Genomic DNA, 13,401 nt, shown 5'->3' with positions numbered 1-13,401 from the left:
TCAGGAGATAAGAATGTCTCGAAATTCGCTCTTAGTGTATGCCCTGATAGCCATCTGTTACCCGCTATTTTTCAGCAATCAAGCCATGAGCAATAGCTACCAACTCCCCAGCAAGGCACTGCAAGATGTCGTAGAACAAACAAAAAATGTAAGCACTCGCTTATCCAGAGACAAGCAATGGTTGGCGGTATTAACTCCTAAGAAACATCTTTCAATCGACACCCTTGCACAAGATGAGCGCAAACTCGCTGGGCTTAGAGTATCACCAGACCTGTTGATCCCGAGCCGCATTAAGTACACCTACTTAAACATCGAACTCATTAACCTAACCCAGCTTAAATCAAGCGTAAAACCTGTCACCATAGCACTAGCCAACGGCATGCAGGTCGCCAATGTCGCCTTCTCCCCCGATAGCCAATATCTAAGCTATATCGGCCTAACAAAGCATAGCGCCGATCTATTTATTTATGATTTAGCCAAACAACAAAGCCACAAACTTAATCCTAGCCGCCTCAATGCCACACTGGGTTTAAAATATATCTGGCAAAACGACAGCAAGGGCGTATTCACTAACCTCGTAGTCGAGAGCGCCACGCAAGCTCAGACTCAAGCGGTAATCGCCCCTAACATAAGTGAAACCTCAGGCCAGAAAGCGCCACGCAGAACCTATCAAGATCTGCTCAAAAACCTACAAGATGAGCACGAGTTTTCAAATTTAACCACCAGCCAACTCAGCTTTATTGCACTCAATGGCGATGTCACCCCGATTGGTGAGCCCGCGATTAATATTAGCTATAGCCTGTCACCTAATGATAATTACCTAGTGGTAAAACGTATCGCCGCGCCTTTCTCATATATGGTTAAATACTATGACTTTGCGCAATCGGTAGAGCTCTTTAGCCGCTCGGGAGAAAAACTACGAACACTTGCCCACTTAGAGAGCGGTGAATATCGCCCTCCGGGAAGCGACTCGGTGCGAAAAGGTCCACGCATGATCCATTGGCGTAGCGATAAACCCGATACCCTCGCCTTTGTCAAAGCCCTCGATAATGGTGACAGTCGCGTCAAGGTTGCCTATCGCGATCAACTGCTGCAGCTCAGCGCTCCTTTTACTCAACAACCTACGCCGTTAACCAAAACGCCTTGGCGGATAAATAAAGTACAGTGGGGAGAGAAGAGTACTGCACTTATCACTGAGCGTCAGTCCGACAAGAAGCAGATGCGTGTGAGCCTTTTGGATACCTCAATAAACAGTGATAAAACCTTGTATCTCTGGTATCAAAAGGCTATCCGCGATACCTACAACGCCCCCGGTAACCTCTATCGACAAAGCGCTAAACTTGATGGACAAAGCCTAGGTCGAGTCTACAAGCTAGATAACAATAGCCTACTACATTACGGCCTTGGTGCATCACCTGAGGGCTATCAGCCATTCTTAAAGTCATCGGCACTCAGCGCTAATAAAAAGAACCACAGTATAGACAAGCCAGTAACCCTTTGGCAGTCCTCAACAGAGCAATTAGAAAGCGTTAAATATATTGTAAAGCTTGAGCCGCTGACACTTATCATCAGTAGGCAGACCTCAGATACGCCATCGCACTTAGTGATGTTAGAGGTGGAGTCCGGTAACGAGCAAGTGCTGTATCAAAGCCAACATAAGCTCGAGGCTTACAAAGGCATGACTAGGCGGTTAGTCAATTATACCCGTGATGACGGCCTGCCTTTATCAGGCGTGTTATACCTCCCCGCTAATTACCGCTCTGAAGATGGGCCACTGCCAGTACTCATGTGGGCTTACCCCCGCGAATACAAAAATGCGGAGGTTGCCAGTCAGGTTAACTATTCACCCAATCAATACAATCAAATTAGCGCTAAGGGCCCCGTTGCCTTCACAGCCAAAGGTTTTGCCATCTTCGATAAGGTTGCCATGCCCATTGTTGGCGAAGGTAAAGAGAAACCCAACGATAGTTTCCGCCATCAGTTAGTCGCCAACGCCAAAGCTGCAATCGATACCTTAGTGGAGATGGGGGTAGCCGACAGGGACCGGGTTGCCATAGGAGGTCACTCCTATGGTGCCTTTATGGTGGCAAACTTGCTTGCGCATTCAGATCTGTTTGCCGCAGGGATTGCCCGAAGTGGCGCCTATAACCGCACCTTAACTCCCTTTGGTTTTCAGCATGAAAAACGTAACTTCTGGGAAGCCCCTAGCCTCTACCAACAGATATCGCCCTTTACCCATGCTGACAAAATTGATGAACCATTATTACTGATGCATGGCGAGATGGACTCAAATTCCGGCACTTATCCCATGCAGTCTGCCAGGCTGTTTAAAGCAATAAGAGGGCTTGGAGGGCAAGCTCGCCTAGTCACCTTCCCTTATGAGAGCCATAGCTATAAGGCTAAAGAATCAATTATGCATATGTTGTGGGAACAAGAAAGCTGGCTAGAGCAATACCTAAAAAGCCCAGCGCTTACCAGAGGCAGCGCTCACTTTACGCCAAACCTGCCTGATAAAACACAAGTGACATTCCATTAATAACGCCTGCGGCTAACTGAGTTAGCCAGCGGTTTTTTGAACATTAAGGGTAGCCAGAACATGACTCACTTAACCTCGATTGTTGGTTTCTCGGCAATTTTCTCCAGCCTGCTTTGCGCCAGTTTATGGAGCCCCGCCCTCTTAAGTAAAGAGGCTGCAGCAGGCACGGATGATCCTTTTGCGCCAATTATCGTGGCCGAATACCTACCAAAAAATATCATCTATCTGATTGGTGACGGTATGGGGCCAGCTTATACCAGCGCCTATCGCTACTACAACGATAACCCACAAACTCAAAGAGTCGAGAAGACAATCTTCGATAAGCTGTTAGTCGGGATGTCGAGTACCTACCCTGATGACAACACTTATGTCACCGACTCCGCGGCGGCGGCTACCGCGCTAGCCACCAGCTATAAAAGCTATAACGGCGCGATTTCAGTAGACCATCAAGGAGGGGCTTTCCCCACACTGCTGGAGATGGCGAAAGCGCAGAGGAAAACCACTGCAATTGTGGTCACGTCCCAGATTAACCACGCCACCCCTGCCAGCTTTTTAGCCCATAATGAAAGCCGAAGAAACTACGATCAGATTGCCGATAGCTATTTAACTAACCTTATCGACAAGCGCCCCGTTGCCGATCTCATGCTAGGCGGCGGCGCCCAATACTTCGCTCGCGATGATCGGGACCTGACCATAGAGTTTCAAGAGTATGGCTACCAGTATATCGACAGCCTAAGCGATTTAAACAGTATCGAAAAACTGCCTGCCTTAGGCCTATTCGCCCCCAAGGGGTTGCCTAGCACCCTAGAAAGTCAGGACCCTCTGCACCTCACGACTATGACCCGAAAAGCCTTAGCCTTACTATCGGCTCAAGACGCACCCTTTGTGATGCTGGTAGAGGCCAGCCAAATAGATTGGTGTGGACATAGTAATGATATTGTTTGCGCGATGAATGAAATGCATGACTTTGCTAATACTTTGAGCCTAGTAAAGCACTATGTCGATACCCACCCTGACACCTTACTCATTGCTACGGCCGATCACTCGACTGGCGGGCTAACTCTAGGACGAGACGGGACTTACCAATGGCAAGGTCAATTACTGCATCAGGTTCACTCGCTGCCTATCTCCATCGCAAAACAAATTGTGGAGACGCCTGAAGTCCTCAATGATTTACCTAGCTTCACACATTTTATTAGACCCCATATCAGCATTGATATTCAGCCCAAAAAACTCGAATTCCTGCGCAGCCGGCTTAACAGTCTCCTCTCGCATCATGAGCCCACAAAAGAGCTTGCAGACATTCTTAAACAAGTAATTGATAAGCTGACCTATACTGGATGGACTACAGGAGGCCATGATGCTATCGATGTGCCAATTTATGCCTATGGTAAAGGTGCACTGTACTTCAGGGGGCATAAAGACAATACCGAAATAGCCGCCACCTTAATTCAGATGGTGCAAGACGAACGCTATAAGGTTCAGTAACGCTCTCAATACACTAGGTTGTAGCAACAATAAATTTCATTTTATAACTGTTTACTTCTTTGTTTAGTAAGGCATAAAGTAAGTTTGTCTTATATTGACAGTCGGCAGCCTACTTACTGCCAATGGAATGATGCAAACTCAAGGAACTGTTTTATGAATATAAACCAAAAAATGACTGCCGAATTTATCGGTACACTTTGGCTTGTCTTAGGGGGTTGTGGTAGCGCCGTCTTAGCCGCAGCTTTTCCAGAAGTTGGGATCGGCCTACTCGGTGTGGCATTTGCGTTCGGTTTGACCGTCCTCACCATGGCATTTGCCGTAGGCCATATCTCGGGATGCCATTTAAACCCAGCAGTTTCAATTGGCCTATGGGCAGGCGGACGCTTTCCTGCATCAGAATTGCTTCCCTATATTATCGCTCAGGTGGCCGGTGGTATCGCTGGCGCTGGGATCTTATATCTGATCGCATCTGGACAAGATGGCTTTAGTCTATCGGCAGGCTTTGCCTCAAACGGCTATGGCGAGCACTCACCAGGAGGCTATAGCTTAACGGCGGCGCTGATTTGTGAAATCGTGATGACCTTGTTCTTTTTACTGATCATTCTTGGTGCTACCGACTCACGCGCGCCAAAAGGTTTTGCGCCTATCGCCATTGGCTTAGGGCTAACATTAATCCACTTAATCAGCATTCCAGTCACCAATACCTCGGTAAACCCAGCTCGCAGCACCGGACCAGCACTCTTTGTCGGTGACTGGGCCGTTTCACAACTTTGGCTATTTTGGCTTGCGCCAATTGTCGGTGCGATTCTCGCAGGGCTAATTTATAAAGTCTTCGACGCTAAAGATTAATTGTCAAAATAGATAAACAGAGCCAAATTAGGCTCTGTTTTCTTTTTCAATAGTCAGCTTGGTGCTATTATCCGTCTAATCGGCGCGTTCTCCTTGTTTCAAGGCTCGCCACATTTAAATTTAAGAGATGTATACCATGAGCAACAAAAACAAAAGCCTTAAACAAATCACTGAGATGACGCCAGAGTCTCGCTACGACTACCTAGTTGAGCAAGTTAAAGAAAATAAGACTCTATGGTCATTACAAGATTTAGACGGCTGCGTAATGCTGACCACCGAAGAGGAAGACTGCATTCCTATGTGGCCAACTGAAGAAGCTGCTGCACTTTGGGCTGTTGATGACTGGCAAGACTGCCAAGCATTAGCGATTCCAGTTGACGAGTGGCTAGAGCGTTGGGTACCTGGTATGCAAGACGATGACCTTTTCGTTGCCGTATTCCCAGTACAAGACGACTTAGGCGTAGTGATCCCGCCACACGAGCTAGAAGAGCGTCTAACGCCTAAGCAACGTCACTAATTTTATGCTAGAAAATTACAGCTAACACCTCTGTGTTAGCTGTAATCGCATCATTGCCTGCTGTATAAAGACAATAAAAGAGAATAACAAGTGGATACCAAAAACTCAGCCACAGCTCCCAGTACGCCAAGCAAAGTTCCCATGCCTAAACGACTCATCGCACTATTGATATTTTTTGTGGCGATTTCTGTCAGCGGATTAATCGCTAAGCAGGGGGTACTATTTTGTATTCTGACGCTATTTATGGTCCTTGCCATCATTGGTAAACAAAAGGCAGGTCTCATAATGCTGCGGGTTTATACTGGCTTACAATTAGTTATTGTCAGCATTATGCCACTGGTCCTTTATGACCCAGACAATATGGTCGCATCTGGGCCATCTAACTTCGCTATCGGCAGCTTTAAGGCGCAGCTTCCTGACTGGTTGGTATTTGGTATTTTGATTTTATTGGCGATAGTACAGGTTTGGATTGCCTTTAACCGCAAGGTGGGCCAGTACTTTAATCGCGAGTTTAACCTCAACATTATGCGTTGAGTCCAGTTCTACTCTTGAATGTACAGATATAAAAAAAGCCGTCATTAGACGGCTTTTTTACTTCATCAGCTCTACCTTATGCCAGGTTAAACAGAGAAGCTTGCACCACAACCACATGTGGTCGTTGCATTTGGATTCTTAACGAAGAAACGTGAACCTTCAAGGCCTGAAGTGTAATCCACTTCGCCACCAACAAGGTATTGCAGGCTCATTGGGTCAACAACCAACTGAACACCTTGCTTCTCTACAGTAAAGTCACCTTCGTTAACCTTTTCATCGAAAGTAAAACCATACTGGAAACCTGAGCAACCGCCACCCGTTACGTACACTCGTAACTTAAGTGCCTCATTTTCTTCCTCTTCGAGCAAGGTTTTTACTTTTGAAGCCGCCGCATCGGTGAAACGGATTGGCAAAGCATCTTCAGCTTGTTCAGTCATTACTACCTCTTACTTCTGTTTGCTGTGCAGAATTATCTAATACCTGAGTGTTTTGTTCAAGTAATATGCCCTGCTCTTTTTCATCCACAAGTAAATCTTGTGCACTATATTCCTGTTCAGTTTGCGAACCTTTGGTCCAACGACTCGTAGGTACTATCACTTTGGCCTTCACTCTAGACAAGCTAAAGCCCTCAGGCAATGTAAATTCGCCCTCTAGCACCTGAAAATACCTAAATTTAAATTTAAATGAGGCATCACTCAAATCTGATAACTTGAGGCTAACCGTTTTGCCATCTTGCAAACCAACCAATGTGATTTCGCTGCGTCCTGCCAAAGAACGCTTACGTTTTTCTAGTTGAGTGAGCACTAACTTAACTCTGTACTGACGTGGCTCTATACTAGGCTCTAGCTCTAATGCATTGATGGCCACGCCGTCAGCATTGTTTTCTGGTGCCATAACGCTGCGGTAAAATGCCAGCTCACGTTCCAACTCTTTCTGCTTAGCATTTTGCTCAACAAACATCGCCTGCATATTGGTGTTCGCTTCACGCTCTAACGCCAACTCAATATTACGGGCCGCCAGAGTCTGTGCTTGCTGTTGCAGCTCTTGTACATAGCGCTCGCTGTTATCAACTTTAGCCTCTACTTTTGGCAGGAAACGCGCCTTGGCCACATCGTAAATGAGTGCGCCCAACGCAAAGGCGACTAGGAGTAAAAGTAATAAATAGACACTTGAGGGTCTAATTTGTCGCTCAATCACTTGCAAGCGATCGAGCCAACGATGATAATTTGGCATTAAGTAACAGCCCCTTAATAAAAAATCTCACATTTTGAAATCAATGTGACAAACATAAATTTTGGAAATTTCTGTGCATCAAATCATTGCGAAGAAGCGAGAGCAATTTCAAAAGTACCTACATAGCGACCTTAAAGATACGCTTTCTCAGTCTAAGGTCAGTGTACAGTTATGTTTGCTCGCGTTGCTTTTTGCACTGTTTGCATCCGGTGTCATTGTTCTTTTTAGATTATTACTGGTCTGGTGCGACACCGTCACCAAAACCCAAGAGCTGAATTTTACGGACATCATCGATGACTGGCGAGTATTATTACCGCTTTTCGGCTCCTTTTTAATCTGGGGCGTCGCAAAAATGGGATCTCAGCGCTATAAACGCATGGGCATCGCCTATGTGATCCACAGAATGAAACTGCATTATGGCAAGATCCCGCTGCAGTCTGCCCCCGGTCAATTTTTCCAAGCTTTATTTGCCCTTGCCACTAACTTCTCAGTAGGACGAGAAGGCCCTGCAATCCATTTAGGTGCCGTTAGTGCCAGTGTATTAGCTGAGAAATTTAAGCTCCCCGACAACAGTGTCCGCGTCATGTGTGCCAGTGGTATCGCCGCCGGAATCGCCGCCATTTTTAACGCGCCACTCGCCGCGGTGATTTTCGTTTTCGAGGTCGTGCTTAGAGAGTACAAGATCCATTATTTTTTTCCGGTTATGATCTCAGCCATTTGTGGTGCCCTTAGCAGCCAGCTTATGTTCGGCGATGTACATGAGTTAGATCAAATTGGTGTGGCAGCCATTCCACTCAGTCAATACCCACTACTTGCAATATTTGGTGTAATACTTGGCTGTATTGCGGCATTATTTAATACCACCTTACTTAAAGTGACAGCTATTGGACAACACTGGCCACTGATTAATCGCTTACTGCTTGCTGGTGCCGTTACCACCTTAGTCGGTCTAGTATTACCGCAAGCGATTGGCAGTGGTGAACTCGCCATTGCCGAGACCATTAATCAGCATCCTAGTATTTTGTTCTTAAGCGCGATTTTAATCGGCAAGATAATCGCCACCATCGCTGCCATCGGCCTAGGTATTCCAGGCGGACTGATTGGCCCACTCTATGGAATTGGTGCTTTACTCGGCACCATCTTGGCCTTAATTAGCGCCTTATTGTTTCCAAGTATTGCTCCTTATATTGGTCTTTATACCATTATCGGCATGACAGGCATGATGGGGGTTTGTTTAAGCGCTCCTCTAGCAGCACTCGTGGCACTTATTGAGTTAACCAATAACGCCTCGATAATTTTACCCTCCATGTTCGTGGTGATCCCGGCCTTCTTGATTGCTCATCAAGGCTTTAAGACCAAGTCTATATTCTTCAAACAGCTCGAAATAATGGGACTAGGCTATAAAGTTGCGCCAGTAAACCTTGGACTACAGAAAGTCGGCGTACGCCACATTATGGATAAGCGTTTTGTGATTGTCGGTGATAATGACGAACTATTACTAGAGGTGCTTAAGCGCGCAGAAGGCCGCTCGGTGCTCGTTAGAAATACTCAAGGCAAAGTGGAAATGTTGCAGCTTGAGCTACAAGTCAGAGATGAGGACACGACCTTGACTCGCCACCGTATTCAAGGGCTACCTGATACCGCAACCCTTAATGAAGTGTATGCCATTCTTTCGAAAGAACGTCGAGGTGAGGTCTATATCTATCAAAAATCGAGTAAACAGATTGTTGGCGTAATAAATTGGGTCTCTTTACAAAAAGAGATCCGTTCTGGACAAGTGTAAACTTATGCTTTAACTAAGCGAATTTGGTTAAGCTAACTTGATTAAGCTCAAGATTAGCCCTACTAGACAAGTGGCTTTTCACCTGTTAGGCATATTTTCCCATCTGATAAACAAGCTTTTACAATCTGAGAAACCAGTTTTTCGTCCAATAGGCAGCCAATCTTTTTCATCGAACGCGATTCATTTTAATGTATTACTCAAAATAACCATGCTGGCCCCAAATGGCCTTAAGCACTTTTGAAACAATTACCAACTCAGCCTTATCATCTTTAACATATGCGATAAAATCCCATATGCATCACTAATAGATTGCAGAAACAAGCATTCATATCGGCGAGTTAACAAACAAGAACATCAGCATTTAGAACCTGACGACTCGCCCCCCCTCACCTCCCAGCGCCAGCCAAGTGGTGAAATAACGAGCTACCCACACAAAAAAACGAATTCCCATCAAATACAAAACCAGTGAACAATAATAAATCAACAATCACCGCACAACTGCGCTCACTTGTACTTCCAACTGCGAATGGTATCAAAAACCAACAAAGCGTCTACTTTTTCGGCGTTTTCACAACTTTTTAGATTTTTTCACAGGCTTATCATCACACTTTTAGGTAGTTTTACGAACTCAAACACTTTCATTTACGAATAACGATAATGAAGTACTCGAGAGTGTTGATAAATAAAAGTTGCAAGGACGTAACCTGGTGCAATCACCAAAGAGCGTGATGCAAGGGTCAGGCTAATTTCCAAGGGTTCGCTTAACCAAACGTAAACAACATCATCCCGATAAGGGCACACAATGAGTGTATTAAATAATAAATTAGCAGCGCTAGTCGTGCTCTCAGCATCAGTACTTGGCTTTAGCAGTCAAGCCGTTGCAGAGAACTATAAGCAGCTGCTCAACATGTGTATTGCTTGCCACGGAGTCGACGGAAGTAACGAGTTCGATTCGATCCCAAATTTAAAGGGACAAAACGCAGCATACATGGTTGGACAACTAAAAAACTTTAAAGCAGACAAACGCCAAGATAAGACGATGAGTAAAGTCGCCAAACTGTTAACCGAAGAACAGATGCAGGCAATGGCGGAATATTTTAATACGGGTAAGGAACAAGACTAATGGCTATCGATAGACGTAATTTTTTAAAGGGCGCAGCAGCGACCTCAGTAACAGCCATGCTGCCACTTAACTGGGCCTTTGCATCAAATCGCCCTGCTGGTATTGAGCCAATGGACGTATCTGCTGTTAAGTGGAAAAACGTTGATGACTTACCAAGCCATTTTAAAGTGCTTAACTCAAGCCCACTAAACGCATTCCCACCAGAGCACTTACTTGCTCCAGTTAAGACACCGGCCGATGTAGCCTTTATCCGTTGGAACGGACAGATGCCGGAGTTTGACAAAATTGATCCAGATACTTGGGAATTTACCGTAGACGGTGAGTCAATTGAAACCCCAAAGACCTACACCATTGCCGAACTAAAAAAGAAATTCAAAACTCACACTCAGCAACTTGTGCTTGAGTGTGGTGGTAACAGCCGTGAAAACTTCTACCCAAATGCGAAAGGTAACCAGTGGAGTAACACTGCGGTATTCTGCGCTGAGTGGACCGGTGTATTAATTAAAGACGTACTGGCTGATTGTGGCGTGAAGAGTGATGCAGTTTATACCGCTCACTATGGCGCAGATAAGCACATCAGCGGTAAAGGCGCAGCCATATCTCGCGGCGTACCAATCGATGCTGCTATGAATGAGAATGGCATGATTGCTTGGGGCATGAACGGCGAAGATATCCCTTACATGCACGGTTACCCACTACGTATTGTATTTGGCGGTCGTCCTGGTTCAGTTTCACAAAAATGTGCAACCGGTATGGGCGTGAGAGATCGCGTTCACGACGGTAAGAAGATGGGCGCTCCAGCTTACCAAGTACCTAAGTTCCCTGTTGCACCGGGTGAGAAAGTCGACAACAAAGACTTTAAGATCATCGAAGAGATGATTGTAAAGTCGCTAATCACTGCACCACAAACGGGCAGCGAAATGGCACTAGGCAAGACTCTTTCTGTAAGCGGTCACGCTTGGGCTGGTATGCGCGATGTCGCTAAAGTTGAAGTCAGCTACGACTACGGCACAACTTGGCAAACAGCGGCATTAACTAAGCCTGTAAACCCAACAGCATGGCAGCAGTGGAATATCGATCTTAAGCTTCCACAGGCTGGTTACTATGAAATTTGGGCTCGCGCAACTGATACCAAGGGTGATACTCAGCCTATGGTTCAGCCACAGTGGAACCCTAAAGGCTACCTATTTAACGGCTGTCACCGAGTGGCAGTAAGGGTCGTATAATGACAAAGACTCTGTTTACGGCAGGCTTGCTTGCCTTAAGTTACCTCTCTCCTGCTATGGCTGCAGATGCAGGCAAAAGCTATCCGGTAGACCCAGTGTCAGGCCTTATCATGGCACCGGGCTGGGAAATGGTTAACTATCAGTGTAACGCCTGCCATACCACGCTGATTATCCCGCAAAACAAGGGCAATCGTGAAGTTTGGCGCGATACTATTCAGTGGATGGTGGATACCCAGGGCTTGTGGGACCTATCTGATACTTGGGATCCCGTGCTCGACTACCTCTCGACTTATTATGATGAGACGGGAATCGACATGAAGATCTTTAGACGTAAGCCTTTAGATAGTGACCAAATGCCACCAATGCCAACACCAAGCAAGGAAGGTTAAGATGCGTAATGGTTTAATTAAACAAGTCTTAGCAACTAGCTTGATATGGGCAACGACAACGCTAGCCACAGTTCAAGCTGAGTCTGATACATCCTTTAAAGATACCCTAGCGGTACAAGGATTAAAGCTTGAGGCTAGCGCCTTGAACTATCAAGCAGATGTGAGTAAAGGCGAAGCCTTAGCTAACCAACGCTGCATTGCTTGTCATGGCGATGCCATGCTGGGCATGATGAAGACTTACCCAGATCTTAAGGGGCAAAAAGCCGCTTACCTATTTAAGCAGCTGGTTGATTTTAAGCGTGGCGATCGCAGCGATCCGCTAATGCAAGGTCAGGCTGGCATGTTGTCTGAAAATGAAATGAAAGACATCGCTTACTACTACTCTACGCAAACCGCGTCGGATTTAAGTAAGTAGCCTTAAGCTCATATGATAAGTAGCCTTTAGCGCATATGATCAATCTGCCCTAAGCATTAATGATTAAGGCCCTGATAATCTAATTATTTGGGCCTTTTTGCTTAACGTCACTAGTATCTGCGCAAAGACCCATTCCCACTGGTGTCGATTTACAATTCCATAACAACCTCCAGATATAGTAAGATGACACTTTAGCTTCTTAGCGCTACCTCTAAAGGACTGCTTATGCTCAAGAAACCTCAGACTCTTATCGCCCTAACCTTGCTCGCAGCCCTATTAATTTTTTATGCCGCTAACTCTCAGTTTAATCCTGAAAGTGACACGCTAGTCATTAAACAAGCCCCCAAAACTGTTGCTGCCGATCTTGCCACTCCCCCAGGCTCAGACGAGACACAAACCAGCTTTATTAAAATCTCTGACGAGCGCCCAACCAAAACAGCTAAAGATGTTCGTATCGACTCTCTCGACGAGCTAATGGCGCTATTTGACTCTCTCAACTACACCACTAAAAGTTGGCAAGAAGGCAATCGCGAAGTGCCGAGACTGACCTTTGAGTCAGTCAGTGAACGCTGGCAAAAAACCTCGAATCAAATCCCTGTACAACAGAAAAAGATGGTGTTTTTCCGTTTACTGGCACCACTTATATTAGTTGCCAATGAGAATATTCTTTTGGAGCGTCGCCTGATTGAATCGGCGCCATTAGACGATGTGGTTTTACAAAAAATTGCCAAAAAATACAAAATCACCAAGGATGCTGATACGCCACTCACCGAACAACAGAGACAGACTTTGTTAGAAGAGGTCGATATCATGCCGCCCTCACTTGTTCTTGCACAAGCTGCAGAAGAAAGTGGCTGGGCGACGTCACGGTTTACCGTTGAGGGCAATGCATTTTTTGGTCAGTGGGACTTTAGCGGTAAGGGCATGATCCCTAAACAACAACGCAAAGAGTTAGGTAACTATGGTTTAGCCCGTTTCGATACGCCGCTGGCATCTGTTGAAGGCTATATGCTTAACCTCAATACTAATAATGCCTATAAAAAATTAAGAGAGTTACGGGCAAGCCTGCGTGCTGAGAATAAACCCATCACGGGCTTAGAGCTTGCAGGAACCTTAGATAAGTATTCCGAACGAGGCCAAGCCTATATCGATGGGATCAGGCAGATGATCAGTTATAACAAATTAGATCAAGTCGATGAAGCCTACTTAAGCGATGCGGCTCCGCTACACCTAATACCAAGGCCAGACTAATCTAAAAGCCCCAGTACCTCGGCGCAGCCTCAATAGTGGAAGCGCCTTATTGCTTTT

13 protein-coding genes are annotated in these 13,401 nt (G+C 45.8%); 11 read left to right on the top strand and 2 right to left on the bottom strand.

Translation table 11 applies throughout. The features are described 5' to 3' along the window. Positions 1 to 13: 13 nt before the first annotated feature. The 5 genes from Q1A86_RS01605 (at position 14) to Q1A86_RS01585 (ending at position 5,924) form a co-directional block, all read left to right on the top strand. Positions 14 to 2,536: a prolyl oligopeptidase family serine peptidase gene (locus Q1A86_RS01605; protein ID WP_299802050.1), complete on the top strand. Its 2,523-nt coding sequence runs from the start codon at positions 14 to 16 to the stop codon at positions 2,534 to 2,536. A 60-nt stretch (positions 2,537 to 2,596) separates the two neighbouring features. Continuing rightward, positions 2,597 to 4,024 (top strand): alkaline phosphatase, encoded by a 1,428-nt coding sequence (locus tag Q1A86_RS01600; RefSeq protein ID WP_299802049.1) that lies wholly within the window; start codon positions 2,597 to 2,599, stop codon positions 4,022 to 4,024. 153 nt (positions 4,025 to 4,177) lie between these two features. Further along, entirely contained in the window at positions 4,178 to 4,873 is a 696-nt protein-coding gene (gene aqpZ, locus Q1A86_RS01595; RefSeq protein WP_299802047.1) for an aquaporin Z, read from the top strand. 136 nt (positions 4,874 to 5,009) lie between these two features. Then, positions 5,010 to 5,390, top strand: a complete 381-nt coding sequence (locus tag Q1A86_RS01590) for a DUF2750 domain-containing protein (RefSeq protein ID WP_299802045.1) — start codon at positions 5,010 to 5,012, stop codon at positions 5,388 to 5,390. 141 nt (positions 5,391 to 5,531) lie between these two features. Next, a complete protein-coding gene (locus Q1A86_RS01585; protein ID WP_299802245.1) occupies positions 5,532 to 5,924 on the top strand; it encodes a hypothetical protein in 393 nt (130 codons plus the stop codon). Between the two features lie 86 nt (positions 5,925 to 6,010). On the opposite strand, the gene erpA is transcribed toward Q1A86_RS01585, so the two are convergent. Beyond that, on the bottom strand, positions 6,011 to 6,361 hold the full coding sequence (erpA, locus tag Q1A86_RS01580; protein ID WP_299802044.1) for an iron-sulfur cluster insertion protein ErpA: 351 nt from the start codon (positions 6,359 to 6,361) through the stop codon (positions 6,011 to 6,013). Further along, complete coding sequence (locus Q1A86_RS01575) at positions 6,354 to 7,157, bottom strand: DUF6776 family protein (protein WP_299802043.1); 804 nt, start codon at positions 7,155 to 7,157, stop codon at positions 6,354 to 6,356. Before Q1A86_RS01575 ends, erpA begins: the two co-directional genes overlap by 8 nt. A gap of 61 nt (positions 7,158 to 7,218) precedes the next feature. Here Q1A86_RS01575 and Q1A86_RS01570 point away from each other — a divergent pair, with 61 nt between their 5' ends. From Q1A86_RS01570 to Q1A86_RS01545, 6 genes are all read left to right on the top strand, one after another. After that, positions 7,219 to 8,940, top strand: a complete 1,722-nt coding sequence (locus tag Q1A86_RS01570; protein WP_299802042.1) for a chloride channel protein — start codon at positions 7,219 to 7,221, stop codon at positions 8,938 to 8,940. Positions 8,941 to 9,742: 802 nt separating this feature from the next. After that, positions 9,743 to 10,063: a c-type cytochrome gene (locus Q1A86_RS01565; protein ID WP_299802040.1), complete on the top strand. Its 321-nt coding sequence runs from the start codon at positions 9,743 to 9,745 to the stop codon at positions 10,061 to 10,063. After that, positions 10,063 to 11,289: a molybdopterin-dependent oxidoreductase gene (locus tag Q1A86_RS01560; RefSeq protein WP_299802039.1), complete on the top strand. Its 1,227-nt coding sequence runs from the start codon at positions 10,063 to 10,065 to the stop codon at positions 11,287 to 11,289. Before Q1A86_RS01565 ends, Q1A86_RS01560 begins: the two co-directional genes overlap by 1 nt. Continuing rightward, a complete protein-coding gene (locus tag Q1A86_RS01555; RefSeq protein ID WP_299802037.1) occupies positions 11,289 to 11,678 on the top strand; it encodes a cytochrome C in 390 nt (129 codons plus the stop codon). Before Q1A86_RS01560 ends, Q1A86_RS01555 begins: the two co-directional genes overlap by 1 nt. Position 11,679: 1 nt before the next feature. Beyond that, a complete protein-coding gene (locus tag Q1A86_RS01550; RefSeq protein ID WP_299802035.1) occupies positions 11,680 to 12,093 on the top strand; it encodes a cytochrome c in 414 nt (137 codons plus the stop codon). 225 nt (positions 12,094 to 12,318) lie between these two features. Then, entirely contained in the window at positions 12,319 to 13,344 is a 1,026-nt protein-coding gene (locus tag Q1A86_RS01545; protein WP_299802034.1) for a glucosaminidase domain-containing protein, read from the top strand. Positions 13,345 to 13,401 lie beyond the last annotated feature (57 nt).

This window comes from uncultured Shewanella sp. (genome assembly GCF_947497935.1).
In the GTDB taxonomy this organism is placed as follows: domain Bacteria; phylum Pseudomonadota; class Gammaproteobacteria; order Enterobacterales; family Shewanellaceae; genus Shewanella.
Note: the sequence above shows the minus strand (reverse complement) of the source record. Positions and strands in the feature narration are given on the sequence as shown.

Coding starts and splice junctions, on each gene's coding strand:
- Q1A86_RS01605 (WP_299802050.1), top strand. CDS start 14: ATGTCTCGAAATTCGCTCTTAGTGTATGCCCTGATAGCCATCTGTTAC.
- Q1A86_RS01600 (WP_299802049.1), top strand. CDS start 2,597: ATGACTCACTTAACCTCGATTGTTGGTTTCTCGGCAATTTTCTCCAGC.
- aqpZ (WP_299802047.1), top strand. CDS start 4,178: ATGAATATAAACCAAAAAATGACTGCCGAATTTATCGGTACACTTTGG.
- Q1A86_RS01590 (WP_299802045.1), top strand. CDS start 5,010: ATGAGCAACAAAAACAAAAGCCTTAAACAAATCACTGAGATGACGCCA.
- Q1A86_RS01585 (WP_299802245.1), top strand. CDS start 5,532: ATGCCTAAACGACTCATCGCACTATTGATATTTTTTGTGGCGATTTCT.
- erpA (WP_299802044.1), bottom strand. CDS start 6,361: ATGACTGAACAAGCTGAAGATGCTTTGCCAATCCGTTTCACCGATGCG.
- Q1A86_RS01575 (WP_299802043.1), bottom strand. CDS start 7,157: ATGCCAAATTATCATCGTTGGCTCGATCGCTTGCAAGTGATTGAGCGA.
- Q1A86_RS01565 (WP_299802040.1), top strand. CDS start 9,743: ATGAGTGTATTAAATAATAAATTAGCAGCGCTAGTCGTGCTCTCAGCA.
- Q1A86_RS01560 (WP_299802039.1), top strand. CDS start 10,063: ATGGCTATCGATAGACGTAATTTTTTAAAGGGCGCAGCAGCGACCTCA.
- Q1A86_RS01555 (WP_299802037.1), top strand. CDS start 11,289: ATGACAAAGACTCTGTTTACGGCAGGCTTGCTTGCCTTAAGTTACCTC.
- Q1A86_RS01550 (WP_299802035.1), top strand. CDS start 11,680: ATGCGTAATGGTTTAATTAAACAAGTCTTAGCAACTAGCTTGATATGG.
- Q1A86_RS01545 (WP_299802034.1), top strand. CDS start 12,319: ATGCTCAAGAAACCTCAGACTCTTATCGCCCTAACCTTGCTCGCAGCC.